General features: G+C 56.0%; 18 protein-coding genes. 7 read left to right on the top strand and 11 right to left on the bottom strand.

What is annotated here, in order from left to right; all coding sequences use genetic code 11:
• Positions 1 to 207: 207 nt before the first annotated feature.
• Positions 208 to 891, bottom strand: a complete 684-nt coding sequence (locus CJ255_RS09280) for a hypothetical protein (RefSeq protein ID WP_124681879.1) — start codon at positions 889 to 891, stop codon at positions 208 to 210.
• Positions 892 to 1,127: 236 nt separating this feature from the next.
• On the opposite strand from CJ255_RS09280, the gene CJ255_RS09275 reads away from it, so the two are divergent.
• Positions 1,128 to 1,964, top strand: a complete 837-nt coding sequence (locus CJ255_RS09275; protein WP_097643825.1) for an SAM-dependent methyltransferase — start codon at positions 1,128 to 1,130, stop codon at positions 1,962 to 1,964.
• 7 nt (positions 1,965 to 1,971) lie between these two features.
• Here CJ255_RS09275 and CJ255_RS09270 read toward each other — a convergent pair whose 3' ends face one another.
• A complete protein-coding gene (locus tag CJ255_RS09270) occupies positions 1,972 to 2,517 on the bottom strand; it encodes an ABC transporter permease subunit (protein ID WP_097643824.1) in 546 nt (181 codons plus the stop codon).
• Positions 2,518 to 2,591: 74 nt separating this feature from the next.
• Complete coding sequence (locus tag CJ255_RS09265; protein ID WP_097643823.1) at positions 2,592 to 3,083, bottom strand: ABC transporter ATP-binding protein; 492 nt, start codon at positions 3,081 to 3,083, stop codon at positions 2,592 to 2,594.
• Positions 3,084 to 3,854: 771 nt separating this feature from the next.
• On the opposite strand from CJ255_RS09265, the gene CJ255_RS09260 reads away from it, so the two are divergent.
• Complete coding sequence (locus CJ255_RS09260) at positions 3,855 to 4,763, top strand: tyrosine-type recombinase/integrase (RefSeq protein WP_097643822.1); 909 nt, start codon at positions 3,855 to 3,857, stop codon at positions 4,761 to 4,763.
• 412 nt (positions 4,764 to 5,175) lie between these two features.
• On the opposite strand, the gene CJ255_RS09250 is transcribed toward CJ255_RS09260, so the two are convergent.
• Both CJ255_RS09250 and CJ255_RS24660 read right to left on the bottom strand, forming a co-directional pair.
• Positions 5,176 to 6,549 (bottom strand): AAA family ATPase, encoded by a 1,374-nt coding sequence (locus CJ255_RS09250; protein WP_097643820.1) that lies wholly within the window; start codon positions 6,547 to 6,549, stop codon positions 5,176 to 5,178.
• A 138-nt stretch (positions 6,550 to 6,687) separates the two neighbouring features.
• Positions 6,688 to 7,659, bottom strand: a complete 972-nt coding sequence (locus tag CJ255_RS24660) for a phosphatase PAP2 family protein (protein WP_097643819.1) — start codon at positions 7,657 to 7,659, stop codon at positions 6,688 to 6,690.
• A 368-nt stretch (positions 7,660 to 8,027) separates the two neighbouring features.
• Here CJ255_RS24660 and CJ255_RS09240 point away from each other — a divergent pair, with 368 nt between their 5' ends.
• Together CJ255_RS09240 and CJ255_RS09235 are read left to right on the top strand one after the other, a co-directional pair.
• Positions 8,028 to 9,146 (top strand): STAS domain-containing protein, encoded by a 1,119-nt coding sequence (locus tag CJ255_RS09240; protein ID WP_165774637.1) that lies wholly within the window; start codon positions 8,028 to 8,030, stop codon positions 9,144 to 9,146.
• A gap of 93 nt (positions 9,147 to 9,239) precedes the next feature.
• Positions 9,240 to 9,890 (top strand): hypothetical protein, encoded by a 651-nt coding sequence (locus CJ255_RS09235; protein ID WP_097643817.1) that lies wholly within the window; start codon positions 9,240 to 9,242, stop codon positions 9,888 to 9,890.
• Between the two features lie 141 nt (positions 9,891 to 10,031).
• Here the strand turns inward: CJ255_RS09235 and CJ255_RS22670 are convergent, their stop codons facing one another.
• Positions 10,032 to 10,571, bottom strand: coding sequence for a hypothetical protein (locus CJ255_RS22670; protein WP_124681878.1), 540 nt, complete (start codon positions 10,569 to 10,571; stop codon positions 10,032 to 10,034).
• Between the two features lie 34 nt (positions 10,572 to 10,605).
• Here CJ255_RS22670 and CJ255_RS09225 point away from each other — a divergent pair, with 34 nt between their 5' ends.
• The 3 genes from CJ255_RS09225 (at position 10,606) to CJ255_RS09215 (ending at position 11,739) form a co-directional block, all read left to right on the top strand.
• Positions 10,606 to 11,049 carry a hypothetical protein gene (locus CJ255_RS09225; protein ID WP_124681877.1) on the top strand — a complete coding sequence of 148 codons (444 nt, stop codon included), beginning with the start codon at positions 10,606 to 10,608 and terminating at the stop codon, positions 11,047 to 11,049.
• A gap of 149 nt (positions 11,050 to 11,198) precedes the next feature.
• Positions 11,199 to 11,429 carry a DUF8778 family protein gene (locus tag CJ255_RS09220; protein WP_097643814.1) on the top strand — a complete coding sequence of 77 codons (231 nt, stop codon included), beginning with the start codon at positions 11,199 to 11,201 and terminating at the stop codon, positions 11,427 to 11,429.
• Positions 11,416 to 11,739, top strand: coding sequence for a type II toxin-antitoxin system PemK/MazF family toxin (locus CJ255_RS09215; RefSeq protein ID WP_097643813.1), 324 nt, complete (start codon positions 11,416 to 11,418; stop codon positions 11,737 to 11,739). The genes CJ255_RS09220 and CJ255_RS09215 overlap by 14 nt, the downstream gene beginning before the upstream one ends.
• On the opposite strand, the gene CJ255_RS09210 is transcribed toward CJ255_RS09215, so the two are convergent.
• The 5 genes from CJ255_RS09210 to CJ255_RS09195 all read right to left on the bottom strand — a co-directional run bounded on the left by CJ255_RS09210 (position 11,731) and on the right by CJ255_RS09195 (position 23,457).
• Complete coding sequence (locus CJ255_RS09210) at positions 11,731 to 12,525, bottom strand: hypothetical protein (protein WP_097643812.1); 795 nt, start codon at positions 12,523 to 12,525, stop codon at positions 11,731 to 11,733. The genes CJ255_RS09215 and CJ255_RS09210 overlap by 9 nt on opposite strands.
• A 93-nt stretch (positions 12,526 to 12,618) precedes the next feature.
• Complete coding sequence (locus CJ255_RS09205; RefSeq protein WP_097643811.1) at positions 12,619 to 13,986, bottom strand: serine/threonine protein kinase; 1,368 nt, start codon at positions 13,984 to 13,986, stop codon at positions 12,619 to 12,621.
• Between the two features lie 81 nt (positions 13,987 to 14,067).
• The gene (locus CJ255_RS09200) at positions 14,068 to 21,456 is read right to left on the bottom strand and encodes a PKD domain-containing protein (RefSeq protein WP_165774636.1); all 7,389 of its coding nucleotides are present in this window, start codon (positions 21,454 to 21,456) and stop codon (positions 14,068 to 14,070) included.
• Positions 21,404 to 21,862, bottom strand: a complete 459-nt coding sequence (locus CJ255_RS23485; RefSeq protein WP_165774635.1) for a hypothetical protein — start codon at positions 21,860 to 21,862, stop codon at positions 21,404 to 21,406. Before CJ255_RS23485 ends, CJ255_RS09200 begins: the two co-directional genes overlap by 53 nt.
• A 158-nt stretch (positions 21,863 to 22,020) precedes the next feature.
• Positions 22,021 to 23,457, bottom strand: coding sequence for a serine/threonine protein kinase (locus tag CJ255_RS09195; protein ID WP_097643809.1), 1,437 nt, complete (start codon positions 23,455 to 23,457; stop codon positions 22,021 to 22,023).
• Positions 23,458 to 23,535 lie beyond the last annotated feature (78 nt).

Genomic DNA, 23,535 nt, shown 5'->3' with positions numbered 1-23,535 from the left:
GGTATGTACAAATGAGAACAGGCTTGAGGACTAACGCTGTCGTATTGGTGGTTTCGCCAGTAACTAATACCAATACCCTTGAACATGCCGCATTATCAAGAACGCAAAAGCCCATTGGGACGCCATTGTTCGACAATCTGCAATCTGCAATCTACAATCTACAATCTGCAATCTGCAATCTGCAATCTACAATCGTAAATGGTATAACTAGCGCATCAAGGCATCCAAGAGTACCTGGAGAACGTGCGGGGGGGCATGGAGGTTGATGCGGTAGATCTGGGCGGTGTGCGCGAGGCGTTGTAGCCGTTCCTCGCCGCTACGCTGGCCGCTGAGGCTGTCGAGGAGCGCATCGGCTACTCCGCCGCTCCCTTCGACAACGAGCATGCGCCCTCCTTGGGCGGCACAATACTCTAGCTCGCGCAGTGTGTTGGGGCCACCGCCGACAACAATGGTGAGCGAGTGGGCCGGGGGGCCATAGGCGGCGGCAAGTGCGTACATTGCGTACACCTCGGCCCCCCAGTGCTGACCTTCGGTGAGCAGCATGTGGGTGTGATTTGGTTCGAGCGCCACGCCTTCGGGGGGTGGTTGTACCAGTTGCGCCACCGCGACCCCAATGCATGCCATTGGGCGTCCGTAGCGGGCAAAGCCCTGCCCTAGCACTGCGAAGATGCCCGCGTTGGTGCCTCCAGTAATGACCACTGCGCCGCGCCGTGCCGCCCAAGCCGCTAATCCCTCTTGCAACAAGGGCCGCACCCGCTGATACAAGGGCTGTAAATTTCCATTGGTTGAACCATTCAAGATCACGAGTGGCCGCCCAGAGGGAATGTAGAGTTGCTGAATCGGCTGTGCGCTTGAGAGCATGCGGGGCGGGCGCTGAACCTGGTTTGGCATGAGCATCTGCGTCCTTACCTTCGGCTAATCAGTACGTTTGGGGATGGCCTGGCCATCCCCGCTTGCTTTTATCTCATACCATACCCAAGCTCCCTTTGGGTCGCGTTGAGCGGGACAATCTGCGGGACAAATTGAGGACGGGTTTCTTGATGCCACCGTGCAACGTTGGCGCTTGCACGGTGGCGTACAATGGAGAGTATGAATAGCTGTATACGTTGAAACCGAGAAAGTAGCTCATGACACACACCTACTCGCAAGCCGCACGCCAAGCCCAGGACTACTACAATAGTGATGATGCCGACCGTTTCTATGCGACCCTGTGGGGTGGGACTGAAGATTTGCATGTTGGGATGTTTGCGGCACCCGATGAGCCGATTGAACGCGCTAATCGCCGCACGGTTGAGCAGATGGCTGCGTTGGTTGATGCGCTTGGCCCTGAGCTGCGGGTGATCGATCTCGGCTCGGGCTATGGCGGTACTGCACGCTTTTTGGCCCGTTCCTATGGCGCTGCGACGATCTGTCTGAATATTAGTGAGCGCCAGAATGAGCTGAATCGCCGCATCAACCATGAACAGGGGCTCGATCACCTGATTGATGTGCTTGATGGGAGCTATGAGGCGATTCCGTTGGCTGAGGCTAGCGTTGATCTGGCCTGGTCGCAGGATGCGATGCTCCATAGCGATAACCATCAGCAGATTTTGGCCGAGGCGTACCGCGTCCTCAAGCCGGGCGGCAGGTTTATCTTTACCGATCCGATGCAGGCTGATGATGCTCCGAAGGAGATACTAGCGCCCATTTATGCCCGTGTTGATCTCAAAAGCCTCGGCTCGGTCTCGGCCTATCTGCAGGCCGCTCAGACGGTGGGGTTTCGTACAAGCCATTTTCACGACCATTCGGCCCATTTGGCCACGACCTACCGCCGTATCTATGCTGATCTGCAGGCTCGCTATGCACAGCTTGTGAGCGAGGTCTCGCCCGCCTACCTCGACCAGATGCTCACTGGGTTGCGCCATTGGTATACTGGTGGTGAAGCGGGCTATTTGCATTGGGGTATTTTTGATCTCACGAAATAGGCATGTTCTATAGTTCGATGCGCCCTATGCGCCAGAGCGCAACCCCAATGAAGAGGATGCTCCACAGTGCGCTGCTGATCAGCATGGTGGAGGCGATGGCGGGTAGGGCGCTACCCAGCACCGGCAGGACGACCAGTTCGCTCAATTTCCAGGGGGTGAATTGGACAATGGCGGCTATCGGTACGAGGGTGCCGCCGAGGAGCGAGCCGAGGCTGATGCTGAGCAGGGGGCCACGGGTTTTGAGCAGAACGCCCAGCATGAGGCTGAGGTTGATGTAGAAGCAGAGATGGAGCGCCACGATGCCGTAGGCGCTGAGGAAGCCGGAGAGGGCGATGGCGTCGGGGGCAAAGATGCGCAATATGATAAAACCGATGCTGCCAGGGATGAGCAGCATGGTGATGGCCATGGCGAGCATGTTGGGCCACAGTTTAGCCAGGACATAGGCGGGGCGCGCCACAGGTTTGGCGAGAATCCATTCGGCAATGCCGTTCTGCTTCTCCTCAATGATCGCATCCTGAAGCAGCACAATCGCGCCAATGGGCAGGGCGATCATGCTCAAGCCAAAGAAGATCTGGAGGCCAAACTCAAGCGCCTCGCTGGCACTAATCAGTACGCCATCCTCAGCGGCTATCTGAGGATGAGCAGATCGGGCTGATTGATCTGGGCCTGGGCCAGCCCCAGACGTTGACGCTCACCCCCCGAAAAGCCACCCACAGGCCGGTCGGCGCGCGCTTCTAAGCCAACGAGTTGCAACAGTTCACTGATCCGCGCCTCGACCTGCGTGGCTGGCCTGCGATAGAAAAAGCCCGCCGTAAAACGCAGCGTCTCACGCGCCGTCAACTCAGGGTAGAAAGCGGGCTGTTGGGGCAAATAGCCAACCCGTGCGCGAATAGCGAGACTCTCGCGCACAATATCGTGGCCAAAGACCGCGCCACCGCCGCCACTTGGGCGCATAAGGCCCAACAACAGCTTCATCGTCGTCGTCTTCCCGGCCCCATTGGGCCCCAAAAAACCACAAATGGCATGCTGTGGCACATGCAGATCAAGCGCCGCGAGGGCCACATGGTCGTCATAGGTCTTATGCAAACCCTGGGTCACAATCGTATCTTGGTAGGTCATGGGATACCTCCTTGGTTGGGGGTGGGGGGGATGGATAGGCTCTTGGGGGGCTTTGGACGGCCCTCACCCTCCGGCCTTTAAGGGCGGACAGAACGCTTGCTTCGGTAGCGACCGATAAGGCTTTGGGATGCCCTGGATGGCCCTCACCCCCTACCCCCTTCGGCAAGCTCTGGTTCGACAGGCTCACCAACCGGGCAAGCATCTCCCACGTTGTGGGAGATGGGCGAAGGCAACGCGGTGTTGTTGCGTTCCTTTGCGTTCTTTTGCGGCAATGAATACATGTTCTGCCCGCCCTTAGAGGCTGTCTGAAAAGAGTGTCAGTGCCGTACCATACTACGTAGCACGCGGTGGAGTGCCGGCTTTAGCCGGCTAAAGCCGGCACTCCACCGCCAGCCCATGGACTTTTCAGACAGCCTCTTAAACCCCGCAGACAAAGGCTACCACTCACAGCCTCAGGGTACCCAAAAAAGAGCGGCCTGCCATCGGGCCATGCGGGGATGGCGGGGGCGCAGATTTGGTGAGGCCGGGGTTGTCCATTGGGCCAAGGGGGGATGAGACTTTAGGCGGGGGGCTTGACAAGCCTAGCGCATATGTGCTATAAATAGCGTAAGAAAAGGCCTATTTTCTTTCGCTCTATTGTTGCGCGGTGGCGGCGCAGCCGCCACCGCGCAACAAGGCTTTACGGCGCAGGCTTCGCCTTAGACTCTCTCTTGTGCTTCGTGTTCGCGGCTGCGCCGCGAACACGAAGCACAAGAGAGAGAGGTACATTCTATGGTCACCGATCTTGCCCCGGCGACACTCGACTTCTCCGTCGAGATTCTGGCTGGCCAACTCGCCCCTGCCACCCTTGTGGGCTACCGGCGCGATGTGGCTGCCTATCTGCGCTTTGCCGCTACGCGTGAGGCGGCGCTCGACCCGGCGACCTTGGCCCGTTGGCGCGCCCACCTCGCTAATGCCACCACCCTCTCGCCGCGCACGATCAACCGTCGCCTCGCGGCGGTGAAGCGGCTCATACGCGAGGCGGCGAGCCAAGGTTATACCAGCAATGAGAATGCCAGCGCCTTTGATCAGATCGCGGGGGTACGCGCCAAAGCGCTGAAGGATCGGCTCAAGCCGAGCGCCCGCACGCGCATCAGCCCCAGCGAGATGCGCCGCCTCTGTGAGCAGCCCGACCGCACGACGCTGCTTGGCTTGCGTGATGCCGCGCTGCTCACGACGCTGGCGAGTAGCGGCATGCGCGTCGCCGAGGCGGCGAGTCTCACCACGTCCCAGCTTGTCGCCAAAGGGGGCAGCTACGTTGTCCTCATCCAGGGCAAAAACGATGAGCAGGTGCGCGAAGCCCCGCTGAGCCGCGAAGCCTACGAGCGCATCACCGCATGGATCGAGCGGCGCGGCCTTGAGACGAAGACTATCTTCACCAGCTTCGGCGGACGGGGCCAGCGCCTCACCAAACGCCCCATGAGCAGCCCCACCGTCTGGCGCATCGTGCAGCGCTACGCCCACGCCATCGGCATCCCGCAGATCAAACCGCACGACCTGCGCCGCTTCGTCGGCACGCAACTCGCCGCCCGCAACATCCGCCACGCGCAAAAGGCGCTGGGCCACAAGCGCCTCGACACTACCGCCAACCACTATATCCTTGACGAACTCGAGCCGGGATTGACGGAGGGGCTGTTTTGAGGGGTATTACCGATTTTGGTCACGCCCGAGTAATTTTACAACGAGGCGGTAGACTTGAGAGCCACTGTTTTTGGGCCAGAGTTCTTCCTGATTTGTATCAATTCGTTGAGCATGTTCTATTGCTAGATCAATTTTAGATATCACTTTCTCGATATTATAATCACTCTTATCATATTGACCAAGCATACGCTTAAGTTCATGTTCACATGCTTTTGCTGACAATGGTAAAGGGCTAGGTAGACGAGCCTGATTATGATGATTTCCCTGCGAAATTTATCACTGTTGAAAACATCAAAATAGATTTTTTCTGTTGCTTCACCTTCTGTAGCAATTACAAAAACTTTACGACGTGTACGGGGCTTGCTTTGTCGTGCAAATCTTTTTTGAGACATTGTCAGATTTCCATAAAAAACTACACTTCTTGGTGTTTCGAAGTTGGCAGTCGCAGACGATGAACATTGCCGATAAAGGGAATGCCTCCATAGCGCCCCAAAAGGTAATCATGCTGCACATCTTTATCATAACGAGGCTGAAAATCAACTAACGAGTAGAGATCGGACGAGCCATCGTTGCGTTTTTCAACAAACCAGATCTCATCACGACGTAGGGAAGATAGGTCTAGGAGATTGGTTTCATGGGTTGTTGCTATCAATTGACTAGATTGATTACGATACGCCTCATCTAAATGTAAATTAAAAATGAGTCCGGTTAGATGGGGATGTAGACTTCTTCCTATTTCGTCGACAATATAGACACTCTCTTGCTTATCTTCGGCCATGAGATCATATAGCATGGGAACAAGATCAAAAAGACGTTGTGTGCCGTCTGACTCCTCGTTGATATCAAAGCTCACCTCAGTAGCCGATTCTTGATCTCTATGAATAGTCATAAGCTTCGCAGCGCGCAATTCATCAGCGCCTTGCGTGATAAAGAGACGCAGACCAAGATTGTTTCGCAATGAAACGCTGCGATCTGAAGTCATATTTTCACGAATTTCTTCTAAAATCGTCTGTGGAAGATCTTCAACTGCATGAATATCTACATCATGCATCTGAATATCAGTAATTCCGGTTCCTGCAACATTCATTACTCGTGCTAAGAAATTTCTAAATGCCTCATCTGTCTCTAAACGAGACTCAAGAGCGCGATAGGTTGCGGTTGGCTCAATAATGGATAATGATTTTCGAAACCACATATATGGATCACGAAAATAGTCCATGTTTCTTTCAATACTTTCGCGTAAAAACAGTTGATTTGGTCGTGTTCCTTGACAGACAAAATCTAAAAATTGCTTGTCTTTGCTTGGAATTTGTTCAAAACTACGTCCCCATTCAACTGACACCTTTCGATCAGAATCAGTTGTACGATGGAAAAGAAGCTTTTCTCCGGAATTAGTCGTTGTAGCTAAACGTTCTTGTAGAATAACGTTAGGAGTGGCACTTACCGAGTAAAGATAGTTTATTCCTTGCGTGCGAAACTCAATCTCAAATTCAGATGGTATTTGAATATAAGACGGATTCAATTTAAATCTTTTGATTGGTAATAGTGTCTCTGGAGACCATGTTCTAACCACCATTTGGCGTAATGTTTTGATCGCCTGAACAAAGTTTGATTTCCCTGCGGAATTTGCTCCGTACACAACGGCTGCACGCACAAGATTTGGATGATTACGCGATGCTGTGCGGTAGACATGGTGCGGGTGGATGCGCTCAGACGACGCGATCATCGTGAACTCCACCCGCTCTTTAAAGGATAGTAGGTTGGTAACCGCAAAGCGGATGAGCATTGTGCTGCTCTTTCTGTATCAGGAGAGATTTTTTCTCGCAGGAAAATCCTTTCTATAGTATACAGCGCGAAAAATGGTTATGCAAGAGAAATTTTCGTTTTTGACAGAGCGAGTACCCTGAGATGCTCGCTCTGTTTTCTACGCCAACCCCATCCGCCGAAAGAGCAGCGGTGCGCCAAGGGCGATCCAGAGGCCGATGAGCGTGTAGCGCAGGTAGCGTAGCAGCCCGGCCACGAGGCTCTCGTCGCGGGGGAAGATGGCCCCGAGGCCCGCCCAGAGCAAGACCACTACGACGATCCCGAGTGCGAAGCGGGCGGCGCGTTGCCACCAGGGGCCGTTGGCGTGAAAGCCGCCCTGCTGCATCAACAGCAGGAGGCCTGCCGTGAAGCCGAACCAGGTGCCGCCGACGGTTACGGCGTTCTCGGTTGACCAGGGGTGAATTGCTTCACCGGGTTGGGCTAGGGCCGCCTGTTCCACCCACACCGCAGGCAGTTCGTGGCTGCTGAGCAGCGCCGGTAGGGCGGCGCAGCCGACGAGCAGCAGCGAAAAGCCGAAGGTGGCACCGAGTTGCGTGCTGAGGCTCAAGCCCTGTAGCCACCGCCAGATTGCGTCGCTCCAGCGCAGGTAGGCGGCGAGCGTTAGGATGCCCAAGAGCCAGCCGACCAGCACGTCGGTGGGGAAGTGGACGCCCAAGGCCATGCGTGAGATGCCTACGAGGAACGCGAGCAGCAAGGCAACACCCCACGCCCATGGGCGGGCGATCAGCGAGGCGAGGGCGCCCCAGATGCCCACCGTGTTTTGCGCATGGGCTGAAGGTAGGCCAAATGAAGATTCCGCCGTGAAGGCGCGCACCTCGGCGCTGTACCAGTAGGGGCGTGGCCCCGCCATGGCCAATTTGAAGAAGCTGTTGAGCGCCGTGCCCAGCAGCAGAATCAAGCCCACCCGGATGCTGAACCGTGGGCTGATACACCAGAAGAGAAATGGGATTAAGAGGAGGAAAAAGACCTCATCGCCCAAGATGCTCACCGCACGCCAAAAGATGGCCAACCCATCGCCCACCGCCTGCATCATGATGATCAGCGCCACGCCCCAGTCCCAGATGGCTTGCATGTTGTGGAGTCCTTTCTTGACTCTGCTTCTGCCTGCTCTATAGTACAACGGCTTGGGCGACCTTGTAGAAGCTGGGATCTGTAGGGCGGTGCCCTACAACCCCGCCGGACAGGGGACAATGCGGGGGAACCATGTTCTCCCGCCCCCCCCGCCGAACAGGGGGCAATGCGCGGGAACATGGTTCCCTCGCGCTCCCCCAATGTGAGCATCAGCAAACGCTACATGCTATACCTGAAAGCTTCTATCCTCCTTACAAAAGCAATACCCAAAATAATGGTAATACCGTCCTGCTATACTCCAAGAAAAAGAATGTTGCGAAGCAAGCAGAGGTCTTTGTAACCTCATGCATACACATGGGTTATACTCCTATGTCTCTACAAACCCTGTCAAACGCCTATCGTGCGCTGACCAGCGTCGAGACCTCCGATGCCGAGATTGAACGGCGCGGACGCAATCTGATTACGCTGGCGCTGGCACTGGCAGCCCTTGCGCTGCTCTACATCCCCATTGTCATTCCACACGAACAAGCGGGTCAATTGATCCCGCTCCTCGTTGTGACCATGGTCATCTTCTTGGTTGCGGCGCTGCTGGGGCGCAAGGGCATGGTGGCACCTGGGGCATGGCTCGTCGTTGGAATGGCCCAGGCCGCAGTGCTGATCGCAACCGCCAGCGGCATTGAACTTAACGTGCGCTCAACCTCGCCCTTCTACCTGGTGCTGGGCCTGCTGTTGGCTGGAGTCATGCTTTCTGCACTGCAAATCTGGCTCGTCTTCTTGCTGAACCTCATTGGCTTGGCTCTTGTCATGGGCAATGTGCCGCCAGAGATACGTGCGAGCGTTGAGATGACGCGCAATCTAACGAGTATTACGATTCTGCTGCTTATGACCACCGTGATTGCCTCGGTCGGTGCGCGGAGTATTCGTCAGGCCTTGGAGGCCGTACAGGCGGCCCGCCGCGAAGCGGAGGCGGCCAATCAAGCTTTGGCGATGAGCAACAGTACGCTCGAAAGCCGCGTTGCAGAACGTACCGCTGCGCTCGAACAGCTTGCTGCCGAACAGCAGGCCGCCGCTGACGCACTGCAAACCAGCCTCCAAGCGCAGCAGGATCTCAACCGTATCGTGGCCGAACTCTCTGTTCCGGTGTTGCCCATCCATGAAGATACGCTCGTTGTGCCGCTGGTGGGCAATATTGACAGCGCTCGCGCCGAACAGATCCTACATTCGGTGTTGAGCCGCGTTGAGCAGCGGGTTGTCCGCAGCGTGATCCTTGATGTCACTGGCGTTGCGGTGGTAGACACCCACGTTGCAGGGGCGCTGCTGCGTGTAGCCAACGCCACACGCCTCATGGGCGCCAGCGTCACCCTTGCCGGCATCCGCCCCGAAGTGGCCCAAGCCCTCGTTGGCCTTGGCGTTGATCTTCAGGTGCTCCGTACCGTGGCAAGCCTGCAAGAGGCGTTGGTGCGTAATACCAAAGCCGATAGCCGATAGCCGGACATGGCGTCTCAATGCGCTTGAATGTCATGAGGCACACGGCCTGTTCAATGGTAATTGGTATGATATAGAGAAAGGCAACACGCAACAATGACCATTGGTAACAGAATTTTTACTATCCTCTTTGGACTTGTCTTTGTGGTTATGGGTGTCGGCGGAGGCTTTTTTGTTGCCCGTGAAACGCAGCAACAGGCCGATCGCATTGCACAACTCGATCCCTTGTCCGCCTCAGCCGTCGCTCAAGCAGATCATGGTCAAGAGGTACTCGTTGAGGGTGTGATTAGCGCTGATAACCCAACGCTGTATCGCAACTTTGTGGCCTATCGAGAAGAACGACTTGAGCATGATGGTGATGACGATCTCACCTGGAGGCGTTTGGGCACCACCACCCAACCGCTACGGCTAGAGGCTGGGGGCGTGATCCAGATTAGTAATCAGGACTACCGCCTCAATGGATCACATGTCACATCTCCCTCAACGTCGCGGAACAGACCAGGAGAACTGCGCTACTCTGGGATTGTTCATGGCCGTACCGTGACAGCAATTGGGAATATTGTGCAAAGTGGCAATGAACGAACTGTGAATGCCCACGTTATCTTTGCTGGTACACAGGAACAATTCATTCGTTCACAACGAACAGGCTCTTTTATATTCGCATGTGTAGGTGGCATCTTTGCAACCTTCGGGGTACTGATTATAATACATGCATTTAGAGAGAGAAGATCCTCAGAGGCTGTCTGAAAATTCTATGGGTTGGCGTTGGAGTGCCGACTTTAGCCGGCTAAAGTCGGCACTCCAGCGTGTGCCCCCCGGCTTTTCAGACTTCGCGGGTGCCCTGGGCCTGATTGGCTAGTAGGTAGTCGCGCATGTAGCGGCTGTTGATCACGGCGAGGACATAGCGCAGATCGAAGGCTTGGGCGATGCGGTCGAGCTCCTGGTAGCCCGCGAGGAGCATTGAGTGTTGGCGCACCTTTTGTACGCCGCGCTCTTCTTGTGGCAGCCGGTGCCAATATAGGCAATCGCGCAGAGCGGAATGCAGCAGGTGGTCACCCCCGCTGGTGGTGGGCGGTAGTTGATGCGGAAGAGTACCTCTGGCCCTTGGGTCTGCGCGATTGGGCGCTCTTCGTAGGCGTCGAGGGTGACGCTGCGATGTAGCCGCCGCCGCACGTTCGGGTTCGGTTCAGGCCGCTTCTGTACCTGAAAGATGGTGTTGGTCACCCCCACATATTTGCCGAAGAGTTGCAGCTTGGGGAAGAAGTCCACCTGCTCAACCCAGAAATTGAGCAGGTCGGCGCGTAGTTGTGCCGCGTAGCCTTCGCTCTCAACGGCGCTGGTGGTGAGCAGGATGAGCCAGCCCCCTTCGGCGAGAAAGGCGAGGTTATGGATGTGGCGCTTTGCCGAAGAACACTTCCCGCACGCCACCCTGATTCTTGATTGGTATCATGCGAGTTCCTACGTGTGGTCCGCGGCGGCGGCCATTTTTGGTGAGCAGAGTGATCTGCGTGTACCGTGGGTGCGCCAACGACTGGACGCCCTCTGGGATGGTCGGGTGCATGAGGTCATCACTGCCCTGGAGTTGCATCGTGCCAAGGGAGAGGGCGTCACCGATGCCATCACCTACATGACCAACCATCAAGGGAAGATGGCCTATGCCAACTATCGCGCTCGTGGCCTACAGGTGGGGAGCGGGACGATTGAGAGCAGTTGCAAGCAGATTGTCAGTGCACGACTCACGTTGGCTGGGATGATCTGGGATGCTGACGGGGCTGAAGCGGTCGCAGTAGTACGTGCGTGGTTGAAGAGCAACCGTTGGGATGAGGCGATGCGCCTACGTCCCGCACCCAAACGCGGCTACCAGCGCCGTGCCACACCGGCTAACGATGCCGCCGCCGCCGCATGACAACTCATGCCTGCACCCAGGCGGCGCTGGGCGGCCAGCAACCCGAAGCGCCCATGCTGAGCAGGTACGACGATCCAGCTTGCATCATCGGCTTGCACTAGATATAATACGTATACTACACGTATAGAGAAACAAGGACGGAGGGACATATGCAGCGGAAACTCACCATTACGTTGAATGAGGCCGTCTACGAGGGCCTCCATACAGTGATCGGGCGCCGCAAGATTAGCCGGTTTATTGAAGATTTAGTCCGGCCCCATGTGACGACCACCGAGCTTGAGGCGGGATACGCGGCGATGGCTGCGGATGAGGCGCGGGAAGGCGAGGCGTTGGCATGGAGCGAAGGACTGATTGGAGACAGCGCGCATGAAACGCGGTGAGGTCTGGTGGGTCAATTTTGACCCATCCGTTGGTGGCGAAATCCATAAAGAGCGTCCGGCCGTGATTGTCAGTAACGATATCGCGAACCGGCTGCTGAATCGCGTCCAAGTGGTTCCCCTCACGAGTAATGTCGAACGCCTCTTCCCCAGTGAGGCATACGTCACGGTCGAGCATGTGCAACATAAAGCCATGGCGGATCAACTCACCACGGTGAGTAAAAAGCGCCTAACGAACAAAATGGGGCGGATTTCCAAAGCCGATCTTCAAGCGGTGGAACGGGTGATCAAGGTACAACTCGGTTTACCGTAACCAATACCTTCGCCAAATCACGCCGCATCCTGCTCGATTTCCACCGGATGAATACGGCCAATACCTGTAACGCGGGTAATGATACGCCGTAATAAACTCGGCTCTGGGTTTTCTGGAAGCATGTGTAGGGTCTCCTTGATGTATTTCATGCCACGGTAGTGCGCTATCAGCCAACTCCTGCTGATAGTGGGCCACCGCCTGCCACTTCTCGGCAGCGAGCAGCGCCTGGGCAACTACTAGGGCATTGGCCAGTTCCGGGCGTTGGGCGAGGGCGGCAGCCGCATCAGCTTCATTGGTAACCCCATCGAGCAGCAGGGCCAGATCGAGTAGATTGAGCGCCGCACAGGGTTGCAGACTAGTAGCAAGATCAAAAAAATACCACTGCACCCCATTGGTCAACGCACCCAAATAGAGACCGCGCAACTGCACATAGCGCGCCAACTGCTCCGGCGGCGTCTCACCCTTTGCCTGGCGCGTCGTCAACAGATCGCCAAAACCGGAGCGTTTAGTCTCGATAATCGCCACCGGGCGGCGCTCAGGCCCAGGAGCATAGAGCAGCAGATCGGCGCGGTCGGCTGCCTCCAATTCCAAGGCTTCAGGCGGATAGCCAAAGCCCTGTTGCAGCAGATGATCACGCACCAGCGCAGCACGCAGGCGCACCTCATCGCCACCGTGGCGCCGCAGATCACCTGCGAAATAGGCCAACGCCGGGCCGTGGACGGGATCATGCCAAGCGTGCAGCGCAGCCACAAGGCGCAGGGCAAAAGCGGCAGTAGAGGGGGGCATGGGATGCTCTCTGGAATAGGGGGTGATACCAGTTACGAGTGATGAGTGACGAGTGATGAGTGACAAGTAGGATGTACTGCATAGCAATCATCATTACGGAATATTCTCACCACGCAAGCGTACCGTTGCTTCCATAGTAGCACGGTAGAAGCTGATGTTGCCAAATGTTCCAATGATTTCTGGGTCTTCTGTAAATACAATTCCACTGGTAAGCATTGGAGAGCAACAGGCATATTCTTCTGCTAAATTCTTGATGAAATAGTAGTTAAAACGTTCCTTAAATTGACGATCAGTTAAATTCATCCGATCATCAAACGAGACTTCTAAGGTATACGAGATGCTGCGCGATACGACTGGGAGCGTTTGCGGGTTGATCGTTGCAACCAGAGTAGGAGGGGGAGGCTCAAGGGCATAGGTACATGCATCGGTTACTACAGAGAAAAAGGCCATGAGGACGAATGCGCAAAATATTAGCAACTGAAGGCTCATGAAGAACATGGCCACAGGTGGGGGACCGGACTCGGGCTCTGGTTGGGGCGCATGCAGTGGTGCGGGTTGTACTGCTGCGACGGGCGTGGGCATGAGATCGGCTTGTGCTCGTGCGGCTTGTGCAGCCACCAGCGCAGTCCGCAGCTCGGCAATACTTTGGAAGCGATTGGCCTGCTGCACATCCAGCGCTCGCGCCACCAGCGCCTCGCTTTGCGGGGTGATCGTCGGCACGAGGGCGCGTAACGGCGCAAAGGAAAAGGACGCCGGATCGGGTGTGCGTCCGCTGAGCAGGTGGTGTAGCGTTGCGCCCAGGGCGTAGATATCGGACTGCTTGGTCGTCAAGCCGCGATACTGTTCAGGCGGCATATAGCCCCGCGTCCCGCGCTGCGAAACCCGCATATTCGGCTGAAAAACGGTAGCATGACTAAAATCAATCAGCTTGAGGTTGCCGGTAGCCTCTTCAAGCAGTACATTCGCAGGCTGCATATCGCCGTAGATCAGCTCTTGGTCGTGTAGATACTCTAGCACAGTGCATAACTGCGTGGCCCACGCGAGTACCTGCGCCTCGGGCAGCGGCCCCTCGCGCGCCACAAGCTCGGCAAGCGTCGCCCCATTGATGAAATCAAGCACCGAATAGTGGCGACCCTGATTCACAAATGTAGCATAGAAGCGCGGAATCTGGGGATGGTTCAAGCGGCCCAAGATCTCCGCCTCGGACTGAAAGTGAGCCAACGCCTCGGCGCGTTCATTGGGATTGCTAAAGCGATCAAGCAACTCCTTGATCAGGTAGACCCGCCCAGACTCATCGTGCCCCTCGAAGATCGCACCCAGGCGCCCGACCTTGATCAGACGGGTGAGGAAGTAACGCTGCCCTACGTTAGTAAGGATCAGATCATGGCTGCACAAGCGACAATAGCGCGTCTGGGGCGCATTGGACTGATAGCACGCCGGGCAAAGGATGGCTTGGTTCATACTATTTCCGATTGGAGATTGGAGAAGGAGCGCGAGCCTTTGGCTCGCGCTCCTCGGAGTCGTGTGATATGGTAACACGCCCTACCGAGCAATCAAGGGCAGATAGACCGTGTTGCTATGGGCGGGGCCGGTAGCTCTGGCTGACTGAGCAACGAGTGGTAGGTAGACGGTGAAAGCGGGCACGCTGCTTGTGCGTACCAAGCCTGAGCAGAGTGGTGTGGTTTTGTTCCCCGCAGCGTCCTCGTCTACGGCGACCCCCAGCCAGAAGCCTGCGGGGAAGCCGTTGGGCCATGCGTAGGTGAGCGTTTGCCTTTGACCAATGGCCAAGCTTTCCTCAAGCGTTAGGGTGTGTAGCTTGGTGTCGTGATTGTACAACGTCAGGGGCAGGCCGGCAGGAATGGTCACAGTGCCTGAGGCGTTGTGCAAGTGCAGCACGACGTTGTTCCCTTGTCGTCGAGCATCCACACGCAAGCCATGCTCCTGACAAGCGGCGTACAACTTCACCCGCTCACATCCCTCGGCTCCGCTGTTATCCTTCACACATACATTGGCCTCGAAGTTGCCGACTTGGTTGTATGTGTGCTGAACGGTAAACTCGTCTGCTCCGGCAGGGAGGTTGATGTTGGAGATCGTGCCATCACCCCATTCCACACGGGCGGTGTGGGTATCACTGGGCCCTTGGTCAAAGAAGGCGGGATTGAGCGTGAAGGTGGCGTCGTAAGGCAGACGCTGGAATAAGCCAGCAAAGACCATCGGTGCGACGTTGGTGATCTGGATGGTGACTTGCCGCTCTGTTACGCCGCCGTCGTCATCTTCGGCCCGGACACGCACGGTGCGAGTGGTGGGGCCAGAGAGATCGAAGGCATCGAAGAGCGCGGTTGCCCCATAGCCATCGGTGAACTGGCCGTTGTTGTTCAAGTCCCAGGTGATGGTCAACGGGTCGAATCTGCCGCCAGCATCTACCACATTGGCGGTCAGAATGCCGTAGCTACCTTCCTCGATCTCAATCACGTCTGGGATGGTGATGACCGGGGGAGTATTGGCTACGCGAACAGACGTGTTCTCCTCTTTTACTTTAGGTGCATTATCAGCCTTAGCAGACACCGCTACCTCAAACGGGATACCACCATCATCATCCATGAAGCGCATGGCCACCGTGACCGTCAGCGTCTCATTGGCCCAGAGGGACAGATTTTGCCCACGATAGATCATATCGTTGACCTGGATATCCACAATATCCGCGAGATCGGGATACTCAATGGTCATCTCAATAGTGTCGGCTAACGATGGCCCATTGTTGGTGAGCAGGATGGTGTACACAACCGTCTCCCCTTCGTCAACCTCAGTGCGGTCGGGGATGATCTCCAACGCAAGCTCGGAGACACTGGTCACAGGCGCATCGAGGAACAGGTAGTTGTTCTCAAAATCCCAATCAATCGATTCCCCATAGGCCAGAATAAGGGTCGAGAGCATGCCAGACGTACTCTCGTCCACATAGGCATCCAAATCAAAGCTGAATTGGTCACCAGGCGCCATCTCGCCCAATTCACAGATCAGCAGGCCATCGTTGTCGTAGTCACACTCCTCGGGGGCAACTTCGATCCATGCTTCCCACCACGGCAGGTAGAGTTCCACCACGGCGTTTTCGTCATACGAAGGGCCATTGTTCACAATGGTGACCGTGTAGCTGAAGGGTAGTCCTGCTATGACCGGGCTGGATACGAGATCAATGCTCAGATCAGACAACCGTTCGGTAAAGGCTTCAGCAAAAGCCGTGTTGTCGTAGGTCGAGACTTCGTTGCTGGCCCCCACGCGAGCGACGTGGGTCAGGTCGTACCAGTCGGGCGTATCTTCAGCCAGTTCCCATGTTATGGTGCGGGCAACCTCCTGGAGCGGATCAATAGTGCCCAACGAACAGGTGAGGAGACCATTGCCCGCATCGTATGTACAGCCATCACCATCTACCAGGGTCAGGTATTGCGCTTCAACCTGTTCGGTGAGCGACACGTTGGTGGATGCGCTTGGCCCTGCGTTTTGCACCGTCAGCGTATAGCTGTAGGGCATGCCTGCGATCGCGTATTCGATGGGGGTACGGGTGATATTCACATCCCCATACGTCGCATCATCAAACACGGTCAAATAGAGGGGCAGCGTGGTTGTCACCCCATTGCTCGTGCCTTGCAGGATCAACTCATAGACCCCAACGGGGGTATCCTCTTGGATCGTAACCACGGCGGTAACCATGGCTGGCCCTGCGACAGAGATAGCTTGCACATTCATACTGAGCGGAGCGCTGGTCACCTCAGCAGTGAAGCGCCCGATCAGCGAGTCAGGATCGAATGCGATCACCACCTCATGCGGCCAAGCGGTCGTTTGCAAGAAGGTGGTATAGGTCACCGTTTGCCCTTGCAGGGCCGTCCGGTTCGTACGCTCGCCCGTGAGGGCAATGCCCGACTTGTCAACGATGAGCGGTAGTTCCAGGATCGACTCGCTGTACCAATCATCAACCCAAATGCTGAGTAGATGCGAGCCGTGTTCTAGGAACTGCGTATCGCTCAAGGTCAGTGTGACCGGCTCACCAGGCTCAACCAACGAGGTGCTGAAGTCCCAAGCGAGCCCATCCGGGAAGTCAATCAATTCGAGGTATCCCTGTTCCCCACTGCCCACGTCGTAGCTCGTGCTCAGTTGAACACTGACCGATCCGTTGGCGTTGAGCGTAAGGCTGGGTTGGCTACTGCTGAGTTGGACTTGCCCCTGTTGAACGTGGATAGGCAGGTGCAGCATCTCTTCACCACTAGAGGAGACAGCCGCTAAGGTGGCTGTGTAGGTTCCACTGGGCACAGCGCGGTCTACCTCAATCGTCACAGCTATCGGAGTCCCATTCAGCGTGGGGCTAACGACATTCGTAGCCAGATCAATGTCAATATTGAACGGCTCCTCATCAATGAACAGGACAACCTTTTCGGGGTAGGGATGCACATCTGAGGTAAGGGTCAGCGAGGTCGTGACCGCTTCTCCAGCGATGACCGAAATCGCTTCAGGGGCGGCGGTGAACGTATAGGGTGCAGGTGGGATGGTCACCGTGATCACTTCCGAGACCTGGTGGATGCTGGAAGCGGTGTCATACGTCCAGATCTTGACGCTATATTTCTGGTTAGCGGGCAAGCCCTCTATCGTTTCCGCCAGCGCATCACCTACCGCGATGCGGTAGATATCTTCACTACCCATGCTCCTGCTATTCAGTTCCACCTCATACCAATACACATCAGGGTTGGGATGGGCGTCCCAACTGAGGTTCAACGTACCAAAGGTGGGCTCAGCTTTGACATTCGAGGTCCATGTGTCGGGCGCATCGGGATCAGCGAAGCGACCAACCGTAGCGGTACCGGGGAAATAGGTGCGCGAAGGATGGCCTGTGCCATCATCCACCTCTATCCAGAGCCGATACACGCCTGAGCGCAGGCTACGCACATTCACTTCCTGGCGAACATGCACCGCATCAGTTGTGGCTGCTGGCTGCAATTGACGGGAAGCTGGCGGAGGGCTGCACTTGGGATCGTTCAGACAGGCCACATTCTCAAAGACCGCTATTGGAATCCCGTCAAAGTTGGTCACAACGCCCAAGTCTTCGGTGATGACTTCAGTGCTCATCAGGCCATTCGCACCCTGAACCTGATCGGTTCTGGTAAAGCTGGCCGTCGTCGTAATCGGGTTTTGGGTGGCGTAAATCGTCACCGTGCTGGTCAACCCCTCCGTTTGCACCCACTCTAGGGTCATGGTCTCTGCGTCAAAGTCATGCTCAGCGATGAACAAATCACTGACGGCAGGGCCACGGCTCAGACCGATGATATCCACCAAAAACTCGAAATTAGGCTGTCGGCTGAGCTTAGCACGCCAAGGCCCGTGCTCCGCATCTTTGATGGAGAGGTCAATCTGGGTAGCCGGATCGATCACAACCTCGCCCGTATCGTTGGGGAACAGTCTGCTCTCCGTCCATGTAGCATTGCTCGGCAAGTTGGCTGGGGTGATTTCGTACCCATCGGGGCGGACGAGGGTCACTTGGACATCAGCATCCAAGGGACTACGCAAGAGCAAGAGGGTCAAATCGCTCGCTTCTTGCAAGTCCACAATATCAATGTAGACCTCACCAGTAGAGGCAAAGTGGAGCGTATCGGCCAACAGCAGCTCTTCTTCGCTGAGGGCAGCCCGCATGAGCACGCCGTTGTTGAGTTGTTGGTGCAACAGATCGGCGCGACGCAGGGTAGGTGCATCGATGAGCTGGAACCGATTGACATTGGTCACCGAGAGCGAGCCCTCTGGGTTCACATAGACGCCAAAGCGTTTGCCCGCGACCTCAATTTCGGCTTTTAGCCCCCATTCATTGGTATTATCGCCGCTCCTGAATTTACCAAACTCCATATTGGCTGCGATATACCACCTGTCAGGCGGGATATTGAGGCAGGTTTGGCGCATCTCGATCCGCGGATCTCTCCGGCTCCAACCCACAACATGGGGCATACGAACACAATGTGAGAGCAAGGCACCGCGATCCGCCCCAATCTGGCCATGGATACGGCCAACCAGATTAAAATCGCCCTTATCTGTCCACGCGGTCAGGTGTGCATTGCCTCGCATAATCAGCGCATTGATGTTCATCTCCGCCCTGAAGATGAAGGGCACATCCGCGCCTGAGGTAAAGCGCATCGTGGCTCGCGCCTCAGCCGCCTGGAACATAGAGAACACCTTCATGGCTGCGCCAATGTTGATCTCGAACTTACTGGGGTTACGCGCAAATTCGATGCCCAGATTGCCGTCAGCCGTAAGCGCATTCAGCGATCCTACGGTTACGATGCTCTCCATTTTGGCCCGCAGTTCAATCTTCGTCGTATTGTTCTGCAGGCTAATCCGACCGCTCACTTCGGTCAGGTTGAAACCGCTTTTGCCCACGGGGATGGTACAACGGGCGCTAACCGCGATTTCGCGCAGTTGCACCGCCGAGGTGGTCATGGTCTCATCGCGTGGCTCAATCTGCATCACGATCTGACCACTTGGCCCAGCATAGATCTCCACGTCAACGCCCAGCCCACTACAGCCCGCACCACCAAGGTTGGGCAGCTTCAACGAGCCGCCGGCAGCAATGACATACCCTCTGCCTTCCTGTTTCAGCTTACCTTTCAAGCTCAGCTTCACATCACCCACGCTAATTTCGGGTAACTGAAACTCGCCTCCGCCGATACTAAACCGCCCATTACCTGCTTCCACATGGTAAATGGTGGCCGAAAGACCGCCCCACGCTTTGGGAATTTCTAATGTGGCCGATTGAGCCTTCCACACCGAGTTTTCAATGCGGGCCTGCTTCACCGCCAATTTCAGACCGGCAATGGTTAAGGCAAACTCTTCCAGCTCCCCTCGCACGCCATCACTGCGATCCCAAGCAAGCTTGCCCTTGGTCTCTATGGTTTGGTTGGCAACTTTCAGCGTGACTTTGCCTTCGGCACGGAAGATCAGCTTTTTATCTTCGGTCACGCCCAATCCCAGATGCCCATCAACCGTTAGATTGGTTCTACCATCAGGGTCACCAAGCGTGAACTTGACGGGAAGTTTGACGTTCGCATCGCCAAAGGAGATGCCCTGGCTGTTGATGACCACCTTGGAGACGTTAACCTCAACCTTCCCCAGAATGGGGGGCAAGGTCAGTTTAGCCCTGTCCGACTCAAGCCCATTGCTGCTCAGCGTGACATCGTTCAGCTCCAATTTGGTCTGCGCGATGGTCAATTCGATCTTTTCGATGGTGCCTGTGAGATTACCTGATCGGTCTATTGTGGCCGTAAAGGTGATCGGTTTGCTCACGGCATCCAAATTGATCCGCAAATCCCCTTCCAAACCAAACTCATGGAACGAGACACCGCCACGCCCCGATACCTTGAGGGTAGCAGCCAAATTGGACAGGGTCAGGGCATTTCCAAACTTAATGTCGCGGATACGCAATTTACCGCCAACGCCACCGATGCGCAGCCCGTCTCTGGAGATAGAAACATCCTTGACAATGATGCTTTGGATGTTAATTCTGCGTTGGGACGCAGCAGAGCCAGCGGCAGAGTCAGCGGCAGGCGTAACACTACTGTAGATAGTAATATCAGGGAAGGGTATTTTAACCCCGGCACCTCCAAAGTTAATGCTATCCTTCGTGATTATGATCTTGGAGATGATACCTGTTAACCCACCTAAGCTGTTGGGAAGGCGTATTTCCGCACTTTCAACGACAATGCTATCGTTTTTGATCCTGCTATTATTCGCGGTTATCTCTACTGGCCCAATAGCGATGCGGAATTTCTTAATGATACCTTCGGCAATCGGGCCAGGTTTGATCGTGCCTTGTACCAGTTGGTTGGTGTTCGTAATACCCGGCTGGTTCAGCTTGACCGTAGCCGAGACGGTTGCGGTTCCGTTCTCCAACTCGACGTTGGTCAGTTCCCGGGTGTCATTAACGACATTAAATGCGCCAAACGTTTCATAAAGAATTTCAACAGAAGGGCTGATAACTGGAGTGATGACCGGTGCATCGTCATCGCTCGCGATCGTAAAGTTACCCTTAAACAAATCAGTATCAGCCGTGATATGCCCCACAGTGGAGCCCTCAGCCGTGATAGTGGTCGTAGCACCTATAACCCAGTCCCAAAAAATCGCGTCGTTTGGCCCAAGCTTGATGAAAAAATCGGGCGGGTCAGAATCGCCCTTCATGGCTAAAAAGACTGCGCCCTCAGCCGTGACCCGGTTGGTCTCCGTGATAAAGCTGTTCGCAGCAATGACAACATTGTGAAAGGTGTATGTTGCTCGGTTCGGAGACGAGACCGTTGTCGCCACACGGGCCGTGTTGTTCTGCTTGTTGGTATCATCCGTCAAGCCAGTATCTTCCACCGTGAGCGTACTGGTGACAACATCATGGCCCTTCATCCGCACAGGGAGGTTCAGGGTGCGTGTCGCATTGGCATTGAGCGTGCCTATGTTGCAGGTCAAGGTCTTATGTTCTACCGAGCAACCTGCTATCGAACCTTCAAATAGCCCGTTGGCGGGCAGGTTCTGCACCACGCGCACATTGTTGGCGTTGGCTGGCCCGGCATTGGTAATGAGCACCGTGTAGTTGATGACGTTAGCAAACACGGCTGTAGCCGGTGCAGTCGCACTCAGTGGCAAATCGGCCTGCCACGAGCTTTGAGGTATAGCCACGGCATTGGGCACGAGGATCTGCTCCTCGTCGTGCGCTGCCGTTTGCCCCTCAAATGCCCCTTGGGCGATCTGCTCCTCGGTGATCCACGCCTCGTTTATCAGGGCATCAAGCTGCTCCTCGGTGATCCACGGCTCGTCCATCAGGGCATCAGGTTGCTCCTCGGTGATCCACGGCTCGTCCATCAGGGCATCAGGTTGCTCCTCGGTGGCCCACGGCTCGTTGTGCGCTGCCGTCTGCTCCAAGCGTACTATCGCTGGAAAAGGGCGAATGCGCGGGCGGCGCCCATGTTGTGCTAGGCTGCATCGCCGCTTGGATGGCCTGGTCAATGTAAAACGCGATCTGGTACTCGATGGCCTGCTCGCCCGGTTGCTGCGGCAACGCCCCATTGAGGGCATCTTGCAAGGCTGCCATCGCCGCTTGTTGGAACAGCTCCGGCTGGGCCATTGCGACCCGTTGCAAGTATGTTTCGGTATCTTCGTCAGATGCCTGGCGCAAACCCGCCAATTCGGCCTGTACCGAGGCGGGATGGGTTGCTGCATTGGCTATACTCAAGGTGAGCAACAGGTGCGGCGCCAGCAGGGTAACGATCAAGAAAAGACGTAATACCACCACCAATGGGCGCGAACGGGACGAACGATGGAGCGCCATGAGAACAGCCTTTCCAATGCAACACATGCAACCTAAGGGAAGGAGATAGGATACAGGAAATAGGAAATAGGAAATAGGAAATAGGAAATAGGAAATAGGAAATAGGAAATAGGACTGAGGCTTCAGCATGCCCTGGATGCCTCAAGACGGTAAAGTAGTCAGTCATCCATGATGTTTGCACTTGGCGTATTCACAGGCACTTCGTCTGGGTTGGGGATATCTTCGCCGCGCAGCAGCACGAGCGTACCAAGGGTCGCACGGTAGACACTCTGATCCTCAGGCCCATCAATTTGTTCTGGCTCTTGCAAAAACGTGGGGGTTCCGGGCATACTCGGAGCACAGCAGGCATAGTCTGAGCGTACCGTAGTCCAAAACAGAGCCACAAAACGACCACGAATTTGGAACCAACTGAGTTCGTGATCAGCATCCAACGAGATTTCCAAGGTGTAAACGATGGTTCGCAGCTCGCTGGGGCGCGGATCAGGGGTGGAGGTTGGCGCTGGCGGGGTAGCCGTCCGTTGAAAAAAGTGTGAGGGCGGGGAGAATGGAAGCGCTTCGGAGAGTGCATGAAAGAAGAATACGATGAAAAAGATCAAGCCAGCCATCAGCATGTGCTCCACCCCCTTGGGGAGGGATGTGGGCGCTGGTGCGGGTTGCGGTGGTGCGACGGGCGCGGGTGTTGGTATGGGTTGAGGGGCTGCGACGGGCGCGGGCGCTGAATCGGCTTGCACTCGTGCGGCTTGTGCGGCTACCAAGGCAGTCCGCAGCTCGGTAATACTTTGGAAGCGATCGGCCTGTTGCACCTCCAGCGCCCGCGCCACCAGCGCATCGGTCTGCGGGGCGATCGTCGGCACGAGCGTGCGTAACGGCGCAAAAGCAAAGGACTCCGGATCGGGCGTGCGTCCGCTAAGCAGGTAGTGCAGCGTTGCGCCCAGGGCGTAGATATCGGACTGCTGCGTCGCCAAGCCCTGATGCTGTTCCGGCGCTGCATAGCCCGGCGTGCCACGCTGCGAACTACGCACATTCGGCTGAAACACCGTCGCAAGGCTAAAATCAATCAGCTTGAGTCTACTGCTAACCGCTTCAAGCAGCACATTCGCAGGCTGCATATTACCGTAGATCAACTCTTGGTCGTGCAGATACTCGAGTACAGTACACAACTGTGTAGCCCACGCGAGCACCTGCGCCTCGGGCAGTGGCCCCTCGCGCGCCACAAGCTCGGCGAGCGTCGCCCCATTGATGAATTCCATCACCGCATAGTGGCGGCCCTGGTCAACGAACGCAGCATAGAAGCGCGGAATCTGGGGATGGTTCAAGCGGCGCACCATGTCCGCCTCGGCCTGGAAGCGTGCCAACGCCTCAGCGCGTTCATTGGGATTGTTAAAGCGATCAAGCAACTCCTTGATCAGATAGACCTGCCCAGCCTCATCGCGCCCCTCGAAGATCGCACCCAGGCTCCCGACTTTGATCAGACGGGTGAGGAAGTAGCGCGGCCCCAAGTTATTGAGAATCAGATCATGGCTGCACAAGCGACAGAAGCGCGTCTGGGGCGGATTGGACTGGTAGCACGCTGGGCAAAGGATGGCTTGGTTCATACCATTTCAGATTGTAGATTGCAGATTGTAGATTGTAGATTGCAGATTGTAGATTGCAGATTGTAGATTGCAGATTGT

This window comes from Candidatus Viridilinea mediisalina (assembly GCF_002532535.1).
Lineage (GTDB): Bacteria > Chloroflexota > Chloroflexia > Chloroflexales > Chloroflexaceae > Viridilinea > Viridilinea mediisalina.
The sequence above is the reverse complement of the archived record's forward strand: the minus strand, read 5'-3'. Positions and strand labels throughout refer to the sequence as shown.